Origin of the sequence: Erwinia aphidicola (genome assembly GCF_014773485.1) — a bacterium.
In the GTDB taxonomy this organism is placed as follows: Bacteria; Pseudomonadota; Gammaproteobacteria; order Enterobacterales; family Enterobacteriaceae; genus Erwinia; species Erwinia aphidicola.
The window spans coordinates 300,230-317,571 of sequence record NZ_JACXBP010000009.1 but is presented as its reverse complement, the minus strand read 5'-3'; the positions used below and the strand labels follow the sequence as shown (position 1 = coordinate 317,571).

At 56.9% G+C, this 17,342-nt stretch carries 17 protein-coding genes; 4 read left to right on the top strand and 13 right to left on the bottom strand.

Annotation, left to right across the window (positions count from 1 at the left end):
- Positions 1-41: 41 nt before the first annotated feature.
- The gene (locus tag ID864_RS19870; RefSeq protein WP_048917662.1) at positions 42-911 is read left to right on the top strand and encodes a phosphoribulokinase; all 870 of its coding nucleotides are present in this window, start codon (positions 42-44) and stop codon (positions 909-911) included.
- Positions 912-927: 16 nt separating this feature from the next.
- Here the strand turns inward: ID864_RS19870 and ID864_RS19865 are convergent, their stop codons facing one another.
- Positions 928-2,100, bottom strand: coding sequence for an amidohydrolase (locus ID864_RS19865; protein WP_048917663.1), 1,173 nt, complete (start codon positions 2,098-2,100; stop codon positions 928-930).
- Positions 2,097-3,299: an MFS transporter gene (locus ID864_RS19860; protein WP_224750561.1), complete on the bottom strand. Its 1,203-nt coding sequence runs from the start codon at positions 3,297-3,299 to the stop codon at positions 2,097-2,099. Before ID864_RS19860 ends, ID864_RS19865 begins: the two co-directional genes overlap by 4 nt.
- A gap of 500 nt (positions 3,300-3,799) precedes the next feature.
- Between ID864_RS19860 and crp the strand changes: the two genes are divergently transcribed.
- Positions 3,800-4,432 (top strand): cAMP-activated global transcriptional regulator CRP, encoded by a 633-nt coding sequence (gene crp, locus ID864_RS19855; protein ID WP_048917664.1) that lies wholly within the window; start codon positions 3,800-3,802, stop codon positions 4,430-4,432.
- A 58-nt stretch (positions 4,433-4,490) separates the two neighbouring features.
- Positions 4,491-6,572: a YccS/YhfK family putative transporter gene (locus ID864_RS19850; RefSeq protein WP_099753495.1), complete on the top strand. Its 2,082-nt coding sequence runs from the start codon at positions 4,491-4,493 to the stop codon at positions 6,570-6,572.
- Between the two features lie 99 nt (positions 6,573-6,671).
- Here the strand turns inward: ID864_RS19850 and argD are convergent, their stop codons facing one another.
- From argD to ppiA, 3 genes are all read right to left on the bottom strand, one after another.
- Positions 6,672-7,889 carry a bifunctional acetylornithine/succinyldiaminopimelate transaminase gene (argD, locus tag ID864_RS19845; protein ID WP_191150260.1) on the bottom strand — a complete coding sequence of 406 codons (1,218 nt, stop codon included), beginning with the start codon at positions 7,887-7,889 and terminating at the stop codon, positions 6,672-6,674.
- A gap of 86 nt (positions 7,890-7,975) precedes the next feature.
- Positions 7,976-8,545 (bottom strand): aminodeoxychorismate synthase component II, encoded by a 570-nt coding sequence (locus tag ID864_RS19840; protein ID WP_048917666.1) that lies wholly within the window; start codon positions 8,543-8,545, stop codon positions 7,976-7,978.
- A gap of 82 nt (positions 8,546-8,627) precedes the next feature.
- A complete protein-coding gene (ppiA, locus tag ID864_RS19835; RefSeq protein WP_048917667.1) occupies positions 8,628-9,200 on the bottom strand; it encodes a peptidylprolyl isomerase A in 573 nt (190 codons plus the stop codon).
- A 274-nt stretch (positions 9,201-9,474) separates the two neighbouring features.
- Between ppiA and tsgA the strand changes: the two genes are divergently transcribed.
- On the top strand, positions 9,475-10,659 hold the full coding sequence (tsgA, locus tag ID864_RS19830) for an MFS transporter TsgA (RefSeq protein ID WP_048917668.1): 1,185 nt from the start codon (positions 9,475-9,477) through the stop codon (positions 10,657-10,659).
- 80 nt (positions 10,660-10,739) lie between these two features.
- Here the strand turns inward: tsgA and ID864_RS19825 are convergent, their stop codons facing one another.
- The 8 genes from ID864_RS19825 to ID864_RS19790 all read right to left on the bottom strand — a co-directional run bounded on the left by ID864_RS19825 (position 10,740) and on the right by ID864_RS19790 (position 17,322).
- On the bottom strand, positions 10,740-11,117 hold the full coding sequence (locus ID864_RS19825) for an HVO_A0114 family putative DNA-binding protein (protein ID WP_099753498.1): 378 nt from the start codon (positions 11,115-11,117) through the stop codon (positions 10,740-10,742).
- Positions 11,114-11,485, bottom strand: coding sequence for a DUF6516 family protein (locus tag ID864_RS19820; RefSeq protein WP_191150259.1), 372 nt, complete (start codon positions 11,483-11,485; stop codon positions 11,114-11,116). Before ID864_RS19820 ends, ID864_RS19825 begins: the two co-directional genes overlap by 4 nt.
- A 78-nt stretch (positions 11,486-11,563) precedes the next feature.
- Complete coding sequence (locus ID864_RS19815) at positions 11,564-12,841, bottom strand: cytosine deaminase (RefSeq protein WP_191150258.1); 1,278 nt, start codon at positions 12,839-12,841, stop codon at positions 11,564-11,566.
- A gap of 136 nt (positions 12,842-12,977) precedes the next feature.
- Entirely contained in the window at positions 12,978-13,982 is a 1,005-nt protein-coding gene (trpS, locus tag ID864_RS19810) for a tryptophan--tRNA ligase (protein ID WP_048917670.1), read from the bottom strand.
- Between the two features lie 17 nt (positions 13,983-13,999).
- Entirely contained in the window at positions 14,000-14,677 is a 678-nt protein-coding gene (locus tag ID864_RS19805) for a phosphoglycolate phosphatase (RefSeq protein WP_048917671.1), read from the bottom strand.
- Entirely contained in the window at positions 14,661-15,347 is a 687-nt protein-coding gene (gene rpe, locus ID864_RS19800) for a ribulose-phosphate 3-epimerase (protein ID WP_048917672.1), read from the bottom strand. Before rpe ends, ID864_RS19805 begins: the two co-directional genes overlap by 17 nt.
- A gap of 37 nt (positions 15,348-15,384) precedes the next feature.
- Complete coding sequence (gene dam / locus ID864_RS19795) at positions 15,385-16,206, bottom strand: adenine-specific DNA-methyltransferase (protein WP_048917696.1); 822 nt, start codon at positions 16,204-16,206, stop codon at positions 15,385-15,387.
- Positions 16,207-16,332: 126 nt separating this feature from the next.
- Positions 16,333-17,322: an SPOR domain-containing protein gene (locus ID864_RS19790; protein ID WP_099753500.1), complete on the bottom strand. Its 990-nt coding sequence runs from the start codon at positions 17,320-17,322 to the stop codon at positions 16,333-16,335.
- Positions 17,323-17,342: the final 20 nt, after the last annotated feature.

The window sequence follows — 17,342 nt, the reverse complement described above, 5'->3', positions numbered from 1 at the left end:
ATGATCAGCTTGTCAGACCTTTCTTCAGGGAGTTGTACGCCATGTCAGCCAAATTTCCGGTTATCGCCGTCACCGGTTCCAGCGGGGCGGGAACCACCACCACCAGCCTGGCCTTCAGGAAGATCTTCCAGCAGCTTGACCTGCGCGCTGCCGAAGTTGAAGGCGACAGTTTCCACCGTTTTACCCGTCCGGAAATGGACATGGCGATCCGCAAAGCGCGCGATATGGGCAAACACGTCAGCTATTTTGGCCCGGAGGCCAACGACTTTGGCCTGCTGGAGCAGACGTTTACCGAGTATGGCCTCAGCGGTACAGGTCAGTCGCGCAAGTATCTGCACACCTACGATGAAGCCGTGCCGTGGAACCAGGTTCCGGGCACCTTCACCCCCTGGCAGCCGCTGCCTGGCCCAACCGATGTGCTGTTCTATGAAGGATTGCACGGCGGCGTCGTCACTCCGCAGCACAACGTGGCGGATAAAGTGGACCTGCTGGTCGGCGTGGTGCCGATCGTCAACCTGGAGTGGATCCAGAAACTGGTGCGCGACACCGGCGAACGCGGCCACTCGCGCGAAGCGGTGATGGACTCGGTGGTACGCTCGATGGAGGACTACATCAACTTCATCACGCCGCAGTTCTCCCGCACCCATATTAACTTCCAGCGCGTGCCGACGGTGGATACTTCAAACCCGTTTGCCGCACGCGGCATCCCCTCGCTTGACGAGAGCTTTGTGGTGATCCACTTTCAGGGTCTGGAAGATATCGACTTCCCCTACCTGCTGAGCATGTTACAGGGGTCGTTTATCTCACACATTAAGACTCTGGTGGTGCCGGGCGGCAAAATGGGGCTGGCGATGGAGCTGATAATGGGGCCGCTGGTTAAACGTTTGATGGAAGGTAAAAAGATCGTTTGAGCGGCCCCGGCAGGCGTTACTGCATTAATATTTGATGGATAAAGCCAACGTGCAGGCGCACGCCTATTGCCAGCACGTCCTCATCGAGGCGGAAGTGCGGGTTATGCAGATTCCATATCGCCCCTTTTGCCTTATTACCGCTACCGACCCAGACAAAACAGCCCGGCACCACCTTCTGATACGCGGAAAAATCCTCACAGCCGAACATCGGATGCGGCAGGATTTTTAACGCCTCATCGCCCAGCGTGCCGACCACCGTATCGCGGGCAATGCGCGTGGCCTCCGGATGATTGACGCCAATGGCGTAGCCCGGCGTCCATTTCAGCGCAAAGCTTCCTCCGGCTGCGGCGGTGATGCCCTCGATCATTTTCTCCATCATCTGCGGGATTTCACTACGCGCACGGTTGCTTAGCGTGCGCAGCGTGCCGCGCAGGTGGGCGCTGTCGGGAATGACGTTATAGCCACCATCAGCGATAAAGCTCGCCACGCTCAGCACCGCCCGATCGTTGGGATCCAGCCTGCGCGATACGATCTGCTGTAGCGCCTGTACCACGCCGGATGCCAGCACCACCGGGTCGACGCTCTCCTGCGGCAGCGCGGCATGTGAACCTTTCCCCTGAATCATCAAATCGAAATTATCGCTGGCGGCGCTGAAAACGCCTTCGGTCAGTCCGGCCGTCCCGGTGGGGAAATTCGGCATGACGTGCAGCCCGAAGATCTTCTCAACGCCGTTGAGCACGCCGTGTTTGATCAGCTCCTGCGCGCCACCCGGCGGCACTTCTTCCGCGTGTTGGAAGATAAAGCGCACGGTGCCGCTTAGCTGCGCCTGCTGATGGCACAGCACCCAGGCCGCACCGAGCAGCATGGCGGTATGCGCATCGTGCCCGCAGGCGTGCATCACCCCGTTGTTGTGCGAGGTAAAGGGTTCATTGTTGAGTTCGGTAATCGGCAGCGCATCCATATCGGCACGCAGCGCGACGCATGGGCCGCTGCGCGCACCCGGCAGTTCCGCCACCACGCTGGTTGGCGTTGGCCGTTTAATTTTTAACGGGCCAAACTTCGCCAGTTCAGCAGCGACATAATCTGCGGTGCCATGCTCATGGAATGAGAGTTCGGCATTGGCATGAATATGACGCCGCCACACCAGCACTTTGTCGGTGATTTCCTTGTTTAACGTTTCAGTGTTCATGATAACTCCGGGTTTAAGGAAGAGAGGTAAGCACGCCGGCTGCCCGGCAGAAGAGCCAGTCCCGCCAGCAGTATCGCTATCATCAGAAACAGAAAGGCACCAAGGTAAGTGCCATGGCCAGCGGCCACTAAATAGCCCATCGCAATCGGCCCGACGAAGCCGCCCAGTACTCCACCGGCATTCAGTAAACCGATAATCGAGCCGGTCACCGCGAGCGGAAAACGCTTCATCGGCAGCGTAAAGGTGGTGATAAAGGTGCCGATAAGGGCCGCATTGGTAATACAGAGGCCGATTGTGCTCATCAGCACGCTGGAGGAGAGGTAAATCATCAGCATCCCCGCCGCCGCAATCAGCGACGCCAGGCAGATTACCCAGGGTTCACGCCCGGCCAGATAACGCCCCACCAGCCAGCCGCCAGCCACCGATGTCAGTGCGCTACCAACCCCGGAAATGCTCATCATCTGCCCGACAGCGGAGAGCGGCAGTCCGCGATGAGTGAGAAAGCTGGGCAGCCAGCTCACCAGGCCGTAAACCGGCACATTCAGCAGAAAGTTAGTGCAGAACAGCTGCCATAAAAGCGGCTGGCGTAGCGCACTGTGCAGGCCGACTTCGCCAGCTGGAATGAGGATCCCCCGCGGCGAGCGCGGCAACAGCAGCACCATGCTCGCGGCTACCATCAGCACCAGCACGGCCAGGATCATATAGGCGTGATGCCAGTTCATTTTATCCAGCGCCCATACCGCCAGCAGCGGCCCGATGGCCATCGCCAGCCCGGAGGAGGAGAGCAGCAGCGACTGGGCGAAGGTGCGGTGATGCAGCGCAAAATTGGCACTTACGGCTTTCGCGCTGGCGCTTGGATAACCCGAGTGGCCGATCCCCGCCATAAAGCGGAAGCTCAGCAGCAGAGCAAAGGTGACACCGAGCCAGCCAAACAGCAGCGCACACAGCCCAAGCAACGACAGCGAGAGCACCAGCATGCTCCGGTAACCTATGCGATCGTTTAACCAGCCGGCGGGAAACTGAAACAGCGCATAAGCGAGGAAGAAGATGCCACCGATATATCCCACCTGCTGCGGCGCGAGATGGAACTCCTGGCGAAGGGGTAATAGCACAAAGCCCATCACTGTTTTATCCAGATAGACAAGGACATAGCCCATAAACAGCAGGTAGAGCATTAATGCATGCGAAGTCACTTTCATAACGCGATCCTGTAATAAATCTGAAGAATCAATCTGTTAGATTTGAATTCCACAATCGGTTATAAATTGAACCATAGCAATTCATCCATCGTTGCACTTAACATGCTGATAACATTTTTTTCACGCACACACCGGCATAAATTCTGAAAATTAATCTTTTCTTTATGATTAATATCAATAATTTATTGGTATATTGCCGCATGCTGTTGCGCAGCCAGGTCCCCTTTCAGGACTTTTTCCCACTATGCTGAAGCGAGACAACAGAAGACAGTGCGTGCAAGCTGTGCTACAAACAAAGCTGTAATATTTCGTCGGCACTTCGATGCACGAGAAATACGGGACGACAAAACGAGCCAAGCTCTGCTCAGAGGCCCGGAAAAATTTTCCTATGGGAACGCTTGAATATTTCTACGCCTGACAGGGAATACCCCCCTGTGCACCCTAAGCATTGCAAAATGACGGGTGACATTAGGCTCGATTACAACAGAGGATAATAGCGAATGGTTCTCGGCAAACCGCAAACAGACCCGACTCTCGAATGGTTCCTGTCACATTGCCATATTCACAAATATCCATCCAAAAGCACGCTGATCCATCAAGGTGAAAAAGCGGAAACCCTCTACTACATCGTCAAAGGCGCGGTAGCGGTGCTGATCAAGGATGAAGAAGGCAAAGAGATGATCCTCTCTTACCTCAATCAGGGTGATTTCATCGGTGAACTGGGCCTCTTTGAAGAGGGTCAGGAGCGTAGCGCGTGGGTACGTGCGAAGAGCGCCTGTGAAGTGGCTGAAATATCTTATAAAAAATTCCGTCAGCTGATTCAGGTGAATCCTGACATCCTGATGCGCCTCTCATCACAGATGGCGCGTCGCCTGCAGGTGACGTCTGAGAAAGTGGGCAACTTAGCTTTCCTCGACGTGACGGGCCGCATTGCACAGACGCTGCTGAACCTGGCGAAACAGCCGGATGCCATGACCCACCCGGATGGCATGCAGATTAAGATTACCCGCCAGGAGATTGGCCAGATTGTCGGCTGCTCTCGTGAGACCGTCGGCCGTATTCTGAAAATGCTGGAAGATCAAAACCTGATCTCTGCACACGGTAAGACTATCGTCGTTTACGGCACACGCTAACCGGCTCTGAACTCACGGCGCGACATCCCTGTCGCGCCTTTTTTATTTGGTGCAGCGCATGTGGCGGAGAATCATCTATCACCCCGAAGTAAACTATGCCCTGAGACAGACGCTGGTGCTGTGTCTGCCGGTGGCGATTGGCTGGCTGCTGGGCGACCTGCAACGCGGCCTGCTGTTCTCTTTAGTGCCCGCCTGCTGCAACAACGCCGGTCTCGATACCCCCCATAAACGCTTCTTCAAACGCCTGATCGTTGGCGGCAGCCTGTTTGCCTTCAGCAGTTTCCTGATCCAGTTTGCGGGCGCTGAAGGCGTTCCGCTGCCGGCGATCCTGCTGGTGATGGCGCTGCTGCTTGGCGTCACCGGTGAGATCAGCCCGCTGCACGCCCGCCTGCTGCCTGCTTCGCTGATTGCCGCCATCTTCACCCTCAGCCTCGCCGGGCGCATGCCGATGTGGGAACCCCCGCTGCTGTATATCCTCGGCACCGTCTGGTACGGCGCGTTTAACTGGTTCTGGTTCTGGCTGTGGAAAGAGCAGCCGATGCGTGAAACGCTCAGCCTGCTGTATCGCGAGCTGGCTGACTACTGCGAAGCAAAATATACGCTGCTGACCAAACTCACCGATCCACAAACCGCCCTGCCTCCCCTGCTGGCACGTCAGCAAAAAGCGGTCGATCTGATCAACACCTGCTACCAGCAGATGCATATGCTTTCTGCCAACCGCGACAGCCATTATCAGCGCCTGACGCGGGCTTTTCAGGTGGCGCTGGATTTACAGGAGCACATTGCCGTCAGCCTGCATCAGCCGGAAGAGGTGCAGAAACTGGTGGAGAAAAGCCACGCCGAGGCGGTGATCCGCTGGAATGCGCAGACCATTGCTGCGCGGCTGCGGGTACTGGCCGATGATATTCTCTACCATCGCTTCGCCGAGCGCTTCACCATGGATAAACAGCTGCAGGCGCTGGAGAAGATCGCCCGCCAGCACCCGGATAACCCGGTCGGTAACTTCTGCTACTACCACTTCAGCCGCATTGGCCGCGTACTGCGCACTCAGCACCCGCTCTATCGCCGCGACCTGATGGCCGACCGTCAGCGCCGCCTGCCGCTGCTGCGGGCGCTGAAGAGCTATCTGTCGCTGAAATCGTCGGCGCTGCGCACCGCTGCGCGCTTCGCGGTGATGCTGACCTTTGCCAGTTCGCTGGCGCTGTTCTTCAACCTGCCGAAACCGTACTGGATCCTGATGACCGTGATGTTCGTCAGCCTGAACGGCTATAGCGCCACCCGCGTGCGCATTCAGCACCGAGCGCTCGGCACGCTGGCCGGGCTGGCGATTGCCGCCGGGACGCTGGGCATGCACGTGCCGGAGCCGTGGATACTGAGCATCATGCTGGTGATTACCCTGGTGAGCTATCTGTTTATCCGCAAGTTTTATGGCTGGGCCACGGTAGGCTTTACCGTCACGGCGGTGTACACGCTGCAGCTGCTGTCGCTGAACGGCGCGCAGTTCCTGCTGCCGCGCCTGATGGATACGCTGATGGGCTGCCTGATTGCCTTTGGCGGCATGATCTGGCTGTGGCCGCAGTGGCAGAGCGGGCTGCTGCGCCAGAATGCGCACGATGCGCTGGAGACCTACCAGAGCGCGTTACAGCTACTGCTGGGCAACGAACAGGATGCGGTGAAGCTGGCGTATCAGCGCATGGAGGTAAACCAGGCGCACAATGCGCTGTTTAACTCGCTGCATCAGGCGATGCAGGAGCCGGGCTTTAACTCCAGCTATCTGTCCGATATGCAGCTGTGGGTGACGCACAGCCAGTTTATTGTCGAACATATCAACGCCATGACTATCCTGGCACGCGAACACACCATGCTGACGCCGACGCTGGCGGAGCGCTATTTACAGTCGTGTGAGATTGCGCTGCAGCGCTGTCAGCAGCGGCTGGAGTATGACGGGCCGAGTTCAGAGACTAACGTGCTGGAGGTACCGGAAGATTTTCATCAGGGGCCGGTGACCATTATGGAGCGCCATGTGAAGCGCATTCTGGGGCATCTTGGCGTGATGTATACCATTTCATCACTGACCTGGAGCCAGCGCCCGCATCATGGCCGCTGGCTGTCACGCCGCCTGAGGAAATCCTCAAAATAACGTAGGAGCGGACCCTTTGTTTCGGTCCGCCCGCCAGCAGCATGCCCATCATCAGCAAGGGGCGACCGGAAAAAAAGGTCGCCCCCTACGATCAAGCGATCACCTCAGCACCTTTTCTATCGCCGTGGCAAACCGCGCCATGCCTTCGGCGATATCGGCCGGTTCAATGACCAACGACGGCGCAAAACGCATCACGTCGGTGCCGGCAACCAGTACCATCACCCCTTCTGCTGCGGCGGCATTGAGGATATCGCGCGCTTTGCCCGCATGCTGCGGCTTGAGCGCGGCACCAATTAACAGCCCCTGCCCGCGGATATCGCTAAACAGATCGAAGCGGGCATCCAGCGCTTTTAACTGCTCGACAAACAGCTGGCGGCGTTCGGCGACCCCGGTGAGCACTTCCGGCGTATTGATAATATCCAGCGCCGCTTCCGCCACCGCACAGGCCAGCGGGTTGCCACCATAGGTGGTGCCGTGTACGCCTGGCGCCATCACCGAAGCAATCTCGTTGGTGGTCAGCATTGCGCTCACCGGGAAACCGCCGCCCAGCGCCTTGGCTGTGGTGACGATATCCGGCTTCACGCCGTAGTGCTCATGGGCAAACAGCTTGCCACTGCGCCCCATGCCGCTCTGCACTTCATCCAGCACCAGCAGTGCCTGATGCTCGTCACACAGCTGACGCAGCCCCTGTAGAAACTCCTGGGTCGCAGGCATCACGCCACCCTCACCCTGGATTGGCTCAACGACAATCGCGCAGGTATGATCGTCGATCACCGCTTTCACCGCCGCCAGATCGTTGAACGGCACATGGACGATATCCGCCGGTTTCGGCCCGAAGCCATCGGAATATTTCGGCTGCCCACCGACCGATACGGTGAATAGCGTGCGGCCGTGGAAGGCGTTATGGAAGGCGATGATTTTGCTTTTGAACGGGCTATGGCGCTTGGTGGCGTAGTAGCGCGCCAGTTTGAATGCCGCTTCGTTGGCTTCCGCACCGGAGTTGGCAAAGAACACGCGCTCGGCAAAGGTGGCGTTGATCAGCTTAGAGGCCAGGCGCAGCGCCGGCTCGTTGGTAAACACGTTGCTGGTGTGCCACAGGGTTTCCCCCTGGGATTTTAATGCTTCCACCAGCGCAGGATGACAGTGGCCCAGCGCGGTCACCGCGATGCCGCCGGAGAAGTCGATATACTCTTTGCCCTGCTGGTCCCAGACGCGGCTGCCTTTGCCTTTCACCGGCACAAACTGCGCTGGTGCATAAACAGGCAAAATCACCTCATCAAATGTCGCCCGCGTTACCGCTAATTTTTCCGCTGCCATTCACTACCTCGCCATTGAGTCATTTCAGGAATGTGAAATTATAGTCATAAAATATGCATAAAAAATCACAACAAGGCAACCATTAATCAGCCTTTGAGGAAATTAGCCAGTAGCTGATGCCCCTGCTCGCTGAGGATGCTCTCCGGGTGAAACTGTACGCCTTCCAGCGGCAGGGTACGGTGACGAAAGCCCATGATCTCATCCGGCTGGCCGTCGCGCAGCGTCCACGCGGTCAGTTCAAACTGCGCGGGCAGGCTCTCAACGATCAGCGAATGGTAGCGGGTAACGGTCAGCGGATGATTAAGCCCGGCAAACACGCCGCCATCGTTATGCTCAATCGCGCAGGTTTTGCCGTGCATCACCTGGCGGGCGCGCACCACGCGAGCACCAAATGCCTGGGCAATGGCCTGATGCCCCAGGCACACCCCGAGTATCGGCAGCTGGCCCGCAAAGTGGCGAATAGCCTCAAGGGAGATCCCGGCATCATCCGGTGTGCAGGGTCCGGGGGAGATGACCAGCCGTTGCGGTGACAGCGCGCTGATTTCAGCCAGGGTGATGTCGTCATTGCGCCGCACCAGCACCTCCGCCCCCAGTTCTGAAAAATATTGGTAAAGGTTCCAGGTAAAGGAGTCGTAGTTGTCGATTAGCAGCAGCATGGGGGATCCCCAGGAGAAAATAGCAGAAGGAAAATAGCTGGGCCGCCAGCAGGCGGCCCGGGCAAAGCTGACCGTCAGATAATTATGGCAGCACTTTGGCAGAGAGGATGACGACCGGTTTTTCCGGCACATTCTGGTATGGACCGAAGGTTTTGGTCGGTACCTGAGCAATCTTATCGGCAACGTCCATACCTTTAACCACTTTACCAAATACTGCGTAGCCAAAATCGCGCTGGCCGTGGTCGAGGAAAGCGTTATCCGCCACGTTGATAAAGAACTGGCTGGTGGCGCTGTCTTTATCCGCAGTGCGGGCCATAGAGATAGTGCCGCGCTTGTTTAGCAGGCCGTTGTCCGCCTCATTCTTGATGGGCGGTTTTGGCTGTTTCTGCTGCATATCGGCAGTGAAACCGCCGCCCTGCAGCATGAAGCCTGGGATCACGCGGTGAAAGATGGTGTTGTTATAAAAACCACTGTTCACGTAATCCACAAAATTAGCCACCGATACCGGTGCTTTCTGGTTATTCAGTTCCAGTTCAATACTGCCTGCTGAAGTGGTCAGCAGCACATGCGTGTCCCCCTTCGCGGCAACAGCGGCGGCAGAGACAGTAGACAGTGCGAGAACTGTCGCCAGCGCGGTCAAAGTACGTTTCAACATGAAAAATTCCTTACTGAGGGCAACAAACCAAAAAAACTCTGCTGATTGTAAAGAGGCACTTACCAACGCGCCAGCGTTTTACCTTTATTTACTCATTAATCTTATGACGCAACCGCTTCCGCAGAGGGAAAATTAGTGATTAAGATCACGTTATGAATGAAATATGAAAATATTTGTTTCAGTAAAGATTTAAGCAGATCACGAATCTGGTTAAACTTCTCCCGTTTATCACGGGCACTCCGCCGGTGACCTTCTTTATCAACAGGTTTCCACTATGACAAATCGCGATCGAATTGGGCTTACCTGGATCAGCTTCTTCTCTTACGCGCTGACCGGTGCAGTGGTTATCGTTACCGGTATGGTGCTGGAGAATATCGCTGCTTACTTCCAGCTGCCCGTGGCTCAGATGAGCAACACCTTCACCTTCCTTAACGCCGGGATCTTGCTGGCGGTATTCCTGAATGCCTGGCTGATGGAGATCGTGCCGCTGAAGCGCCAGCTGATCTTCGGCTTCGTGTTGATGGTACTGGCGGTGCTGGGCCTGATGACCAGCCACAGCCTCACCGTCTTCTCGCTGTGTATGTTCGTGCTGGGCGTGGTAAGCGGGATTACCATGTCGATTGGTACTTTCCTGATCACTCACCTGTATGAAGGGCGCCAGCGCGGTTCACGCCTGCTGTTTACCGACTCCTTCTTTAGCATGGCCGGGACGATTTTCCCGATCATTGCCGCGGCTATCCTTGCCCGCTCCCTGCCGTGGTACTGGGTTTATGCCTGCATCGGCGTAATCTACGTGGCGATCTTCGTTCTGGCGCTGTGCTTTGAATTCCCGGTTCTCGGAAAGAAAACCGCCAGCGGCGCGCCAGTCAACAAAGAGAAATGGGGCGTCGGCGTGGGTTTCCTCGCCATTGCAGCCCTGTGCTACATCCTCGGCCAGCTGGGCTTTATCGGCTGGGTGCCGCTGTACGCTACCAAAAATATGGGCATGGATATCGGCCAGGCCGGTAGCCTGGTAGGCAACTTCTGGACCGCCTATATGATCGGCATGTGGGCCTTCAGCGCCATTCTGCGCTTCTTCGACCCGCAGCGTATCCTGACCGTTCTGGCGCTGGCAGCGACCGCACTGATGTACTGGTTTATCAGCGAAACTGACGCCTCAATGCTGAAGTGGATCATGATGAGCCTGGGCTTCTTCTCCAGCGCTATCTACACCACCATCATTACCCTCGGCTCGCTGCAGACCAAAGTGGCCTCGCCTAAGCTGGTCAACTTTATCCTCACCTGCGGTACCGTTGGCACAATGCTGACCTTCGTGGTTACCGGCCCTATCGTAGACAGCCACGGCCCGCACGCCGCGCTGGCAACCGCAAACGGCCTGTACGCCGTGGTGTTTGTTATGTGTCTGCTGCTCGGCTTCGTCAGCAAGCACAAGCTGCACGGACATATGGGTTCGCATTAATCCCGTGCCCCGGGCGAGGCATGCCTCGCCCCTGGCGGAAAGGGTATTAAACGCTGGGGAGGAACTTGTTCCTCCCCTTTTTATGCCGCGCTATCACCGACTATCAGGGCACTATCGATACGGATCTCGAACTCCGTATATAAAGCCTGTGGTCTGATCTTATTCCCATGCTTTTCCAGATGAACAAATCCATAGCCACTAAGCGTTTTTAGGGTGGTAGAAAGATTACTCACCTGCCTTCCTGCCATACGCGCAAGCTCGCTCATCGTCTGTGGTTTTTGTTCTGCCATCATGCGCAGCAGGGCAATGTTCTCATTACTAAGTATCTGCCCTATCGCATTGACTGAAGCAAACCACACTTTGGGTTCATCAGGCCGTGGCTGATACTGACCCGCGGCTATCGCCAGCACCCTTTTGCGCAGAGCCTGCTCAGGGATAACACCGATTAACGCTTTCATCGTTTTCTTTCCGCCTCACTGACAACACGATCTACCGCAGCAAAAAAATCATCCAGCAGCTGTGCGGCAGAGTGAAAATAATAGGGATATCCAGGATCGATTGAGGTGCGGTGGATATGGTCATAGACCACCAGCCTTGAAGAGAATCCGCCTTTTTTGGGCGGCTCAATGGCATGCGCGTTATCCATACCAAGCACACGGTGGTTGTATGCATTGTGCAACGTCAGATTGTAGCGAATGCCATGTGGACGGAACCGCGATTTCTCAATTCCCCAAGCTTCTATCTTCCACCAGTAGCCGTTATCCAGTGTAAATTGGTAGCCATGCATATCCAGCAGGGTACGTAACCCATAATCTTCGCCATCCATTTATAACCTCTCACATCCTTATGATCGGAGCATAACATAGTTTTAAACAAGGCGACTAAAAAGTCACCTTGTGAGGAATTAACGCCTGAAATCCACCTTCTCGCTCTCAGCAAGATGAATGGTGCTGGCGGCAGGCACGGTCTCGGCGATGACCTTGCCGTGACGGATAGAGTAGCGCACCGGCACCTGACGGCGCAGGGCATCGAAGCCACTGTCGGCAGGCAGGATCACCAGGTTAGCGCTGTTACCGCTCTGAATGCCGTAATCCGGCAGCTGTAGCGCTCTGGCGCTGTTAGTGGTGATAAGCTTGATGCCGGAGTCCAGCTGGTCATAACCCATCAGCTGGCAGACGTGCAGCCCCATATGCAGCACCTGCAGCATGCTGGCTGTACCCAGCGGATACCAGGGGTCATACACATCGTCATGGCCAAAACAGACGTTGATACCGGCTTCCAGCATCTCCTTCACCCGCGTAATCCCCCGGCGCTTTGGATAGCTGTCAAAGCGCCCCTGCAGATGGATATTCACCAGCGGATTAGCCACAAAGTTGATCCCGGAGAGCTTCAACAGGCGAAACAGCCGTGAAGTGTAAGCTCCGTTATAGGAGTGCATGGCGGTGGTATGGCTGGCAGTGACGCGCGCGCCCATCTTCTCGCGGTGGGCCAGGGCCGCCACGGTTTCAACAAAGCGCGACTGCTCGTCGTCGATTTCATCACAGTGTACGTCCACCATGCGCTGATACTTCTGCGCCAGCGCAAAGGTCTTATGCAGCGATTCGACGCCGTATTCGCGGGTAAACTCAAAATGCGGGATGGCACCAACCACGTCCGCGCCCAGCTGCAGTGCCTGTTCCAGCAGAGCTTCACCATCAGGATAAGAGAGGATCCCCTCCTGCGGGAACGCAACCAGCTGAATCTCTACCCACGGCGCCATCTCCTGCTTAACTTCCAGCATCGCTTTCAGCGCGGTCAGCGTCGGGTCGGAAACATCGATATGGGTACGCACGTGCTGAATGCCATTAGCAATCTGCCACTTCAGCGTCTGACGGGCGCGCTGTTTAACATCCTCATGGGTCAACAGTGCCTTACGCTCCGCCCAGCGCTCAATTCCTTCAAACAGGGTGCCGGACTGGTTCCACGCCGGTTCTCCCGCCGTCTGGGTGGTATCAAGATGGATATGCGGTTCAATAAAGGGGGGAATGGCCAGGCCACCTTCGGCATCCAGCGCGGCCCCACCTGCGATGTTTTGTGGCTGCGGCGCAACGCGGGCGATTTTGCCCTGCTGGATCTCAATCTGCCACAGCCCTTCACGCCACGGCAGGCGCACGTTGTTAATCCACTGTAATTCGGCTTGCATGGAAACCCTCCGTTATCAACGATATGCTTTTAACCATATCACTGTTCACGGCGGGAGCAGGAAATCTTCGGAAAAGGAATTTATCGGGGGCGGGATCTGGCGTAGGGGTCGGGCATGCCCGACCCACGGGACGATATTACGGCTGTGCCACGAAGCCGACGGCCTCATACACTTTCTTCAGCGTTTCCTGCGCCTGAGCACGGGCTTTTGCCGCACCGTCACGCATCACCTGGTCGAGGAACGCTTCATCGTTGCGGAAGCGGTGATAGCGCTCCTGCAGCTCGCCCAGCATCTGCGATACCGCATCCGCCACGGCCCCCTTCAGGTGACCATACATCTGGCCCGCGAATTCAGCTTCCAGCTCGGCAACCGGCTTACCGGTCACGCCTGACAGGATATCCAGCAGGTTTGACACGCCCGGCTTCTCTTTCACATCGTAGCGCACCACCGGTGGCTCATCGCCGTCGGTCATCGCACGTTTAATCTTCTTCACCACCGACTTCGGATCTTCCAGCAGGCCGATAACGTTATTGCGGTTATCGTCAGACTTGGACATCTTCTTAGTCGGCTCCAGCAGCGACATCACGCGCGCGCCGGATTTCGGAATAAACGGCTCAGGCACTTTGAAGATTTCACCGTACAGCGCATTGAAGCGCGAAGCGACATCGCGGCTTAGCTCCAGATGCTGCTTCTGGTCTTCACCGACCGGTACCTGCGTGGTCTGGTACAGCAGGATATCAGCCGCCATCAGCACCGGGTAATCAAACAGGCCGGCGTTGATATTCTCTTCATAGCGCGCGGACTTGTCCTTGAACTGAGTCATGCGGCTCAGCTCACCGAAGTAGGTGTAGCAGTTGAGGATCCAACCCAGCTGGGTGTGTTCCGGCACATGCGACTGAACGAAGATGGTGCTCTTCTGCGGGTCAATCCCGCAGGCGAGGTAGAGTGCCAGCGTATCCAGCGTCGCTTTGCGCAGCGCGACCGGATCCTGGCGCACGGTAATGGCATGCAAATCAACGATGCAGTAGATACAGTGATAGTCATCCTGCATCTGGACCCACTGACGCAGCGCACCCATATAGTTACCGATGGTCAGTTCACCTGAAGGCTGTGCGCCGCTAAATACGATGGGTTTGCTCATGTTTCCGTCCTGAATAATTACAGCCCGAGTGCGGGCAACAAATCGTTAAAGTGATCGAGCGTGACGTCAGGCTGGCTGGTGGCGATGGGCTCGCCATAGTTGTAGCCGTAGGTCAGGCCGATGCAGGGACATCCTGCCGCCTGCGCCGCCAGAATATCATTGCGCGAGTCACCGACAAACACTAACTCGCCCGGCAGCAGGCCAAACGTGCCCAGCACCAGGAACAGCGGTGCCGGATGCGGCTTCTTAGCCACGACATCGTCGCCGCCGATAATCAGCGAAAAATAGTCAGCAATGCCTAGTGAAGCCAGCAGCGGCGCGACAAACGGGGTCGGCTTGTTGGTCACCAGCGCCATAGGCAGATTGTGTTTAGCCAGAGCGGCCAGCGTCTCTTTAACCTGCGGATAGAGCAGGCTGCCGCCGTCAACGTGCGAGGCGTAGTGCTGGTCCAGCAGCACGCGTGCGTCACCGATCAGCGCTGGCGAAGGCGCGTGGCCCAGCGCCCAGGTCAACGCCCGCTCAATCAGAATATCGGCACCGTTGCCAATCCAGGTCGAAACGCGCGCAATCCCGGCTGCCGGCAGGTTCAGTGCGCTGAGCGCCCCATCCACCGCGCTGGTCAGCCCCGGTGCGCTGTCGGTCAGCGTGCCATCGAGATCGAAGGCCAGCGCCCGGATATTAGTGAAATGCCCCATGACGAGATTTCTCCAGTTCTGTCCGCATATCGTCGATCACTTTTTTGTAATCGGGATGACCAAAAATCGCCGAACCGGCGACAAACATATCGGCGCCCGCTTCTGCGATCGCGCCAATGTTGTCGACTTTGACGCCGCCGTCCACTTCCAGACGAATGTCGTAGCCGCTCTGGTCGATAAGTTTACGCACCTGACGCAGTTTGTTCAGCGTGCCGGGAATAAACGACTGGCCGCCAAACCCGGGGTTAACCGACATCAGCAGGATCACATCAAGCTTATCCATCACATAATCCAGAATGCTGAGCGGCGTGGCCGGATTCAGCACCAGGCCCGCTTTACAGCCGTGTTCTTTGATCAGCTGTAACGTGCGGTCAACGTGTTCGGAGGCTTCAGGATGGAAGGTGATATAGCTGGCACCGGCTTTAGCAAAGTCAGGCACCAGGCGATCGACGGGTTTCACCATCAGATGCACGTCAATAGGGGCAGTCACGCCATAATCGCGCAGGGCTTTCAGGACCATCGGGCCCATCGTAAGGTTCGGAACGTAATGATTATCCATCACATCGAAATGCACCACATCACCACCGGCAGCCAGTGCTTTAGCGGTGTCTTCGCCCAGGCGGGCAAAGTCTGCGGAAAGAATTGATGGGGCAATTAAAAACTGTTTCATCCGTTTCTCCCTGGTTGTGCCTGACGTCAGGCTCTCATCACCGGCCAGTATACAGCGCCAGCAGTTCATTAACCTTTAGGCGACTTCCGCCAATACTGCTGATTGAGCGGCGCACTTTGATTTCGTGCAGCTTGGTCGCCGCCTGATACCACTCGCGCGTTAGCGGAGTGTCATGGTTGGAGATCAGCACGGTAATGCTGTTCTCCTGCGCCAGCATAGTGGCCAGTTCGGCCAGATGCTGCTGCTCGCGCATGGTGAAACTGTTGGTGTGGTACGCGGTAAAGTTGGCCGTGGCCGACAGAGGCGCATAGGGTGGGTCGCAATACACCACCGCCCCCTGCCGCGCTTTCCCCAGCGTAACATCGTAAGATTCGCAGACAAAGGTCGCATGTTGTGCACGCTCGGCAAACCAGTAAAGCTCATCTTCCGGGAAGTAGGGCTTGCGGTAGCGGCCAAACGGCACGTTGAACTCACCGCTCAGGTTGTAGCGGCACAGCCCGTTATAGCAGTGGCGGTTGAGGTAGAGAAACAGCACCGCGCGGCGATAGGCATCAGTACACTGATTGAACTCCTGGCGACAGGCATAATAGACCTCGGAGTCATTCCCCTGCGGCGTAAACAGCACGCGCGCATCGGCAACGAACTCATCCGCACGCTCTTTAACGATGTTATAGAGGTTGATCAGGTCGCTGTTAATGTCAGCCAGAATGTAGCGGGAATATTGGGTATTGAGGAAGACTGAGCCGGCACCGACAAACGGCTCGATCAGGCAATCCCCCTCCGGGAGATGGCGTCGAATATCATCGAGTAACGGGTACTTGCCACCAGCCCACTTCAAAAAAGCGCGATTTTTTTTCATGCCGTCGTTTATTACTTTACTCATCAGGCTGTGGTTACACCGACAGCATATCTGCGCTTTAAATGATCGACGTGCTTTTGGCACGCTCACACACTTGAGGAAATGCCGGGTTACCCCGGCAAAATATTACTTACCGGCTTCTTTTTTAACCTGACTGACCGGTTTCACCCATGGATTCTGGGCGCGAACTTCAGCGGGCAGCGAAGCAACAGCACGCTTAGCCTCGGCCGAGGTGCCATAAGAGCCACTGACCAGCACGTACCACGGCTGACCGTTGCGCGTTGTCTGGTACACATGGTAGCCGGATAAATTCTGTTTTTTCGCCCACGCATTCAGCGTGTCTGAGCGTGAAGCACTGCTCAGCTGCAGCGTGAAGTTGCCGCCTGGCGTGCCGCCACTGTGGCTGGCCGTTGCCGCTGGCTTGTTCTCTTTCACTGCAGGCTTGCTGGCGGTCGGTTTGTGCGCCGTTGCCGCTTTGCTGTCATGGGCCGCGGCGGCATGCGTTGTCTGGCGTGCAGGCTGATGGCTCGCCGCTGACGGTTTGTTGGTTACCTGGCGCGGGGTTTCACCACCGGGTGCCACCGTTGCAGCACCGGTAGGCAGAGACGAACCGCCCTGCCCGGCCTGCGCCGCTGCATCGACCTGACCCTGCTGATTGCTCAGCGCGTTGTTCAGATCGCCAGGCAATTCGACACGCTGCTGGTTGGCAGGCGTCTGCATCTGCGGCGCATCGGTTGGCGTTGGGGAGATAGGTGGCACGCTGACGTCCTGCGGTGCAGCAGGCTGGCCCGCGGCTGACGCACTGTTCTCCGTCGTGGCCGGCTGACCGGATTGCCCGCTCATGGAAGAGGAGCCAGACAGATCGATATTTTTCTCGCCGCCGCTGGTGGCCGAAGCCGCAGGCTGCTGCGCACTCTTCTCACTGCCGCTGTCCGGTGATTTCAGCGCCGAGCCGATGCCCAGCACTAACAGCAGCAGCACCAGGATCCCGATGCCCATCATCATATGCTGGCGGGAAACTGGCACTTTAGGCGCAGAAGACGCTTTGCGCGGCCGCGTCGGGCGGCGGTCGCTGGTGTCAGGTTTTAACTCGTCTTCCGGTTTAAACTCGTCCATTTAACCTCCTCCCATAGAGC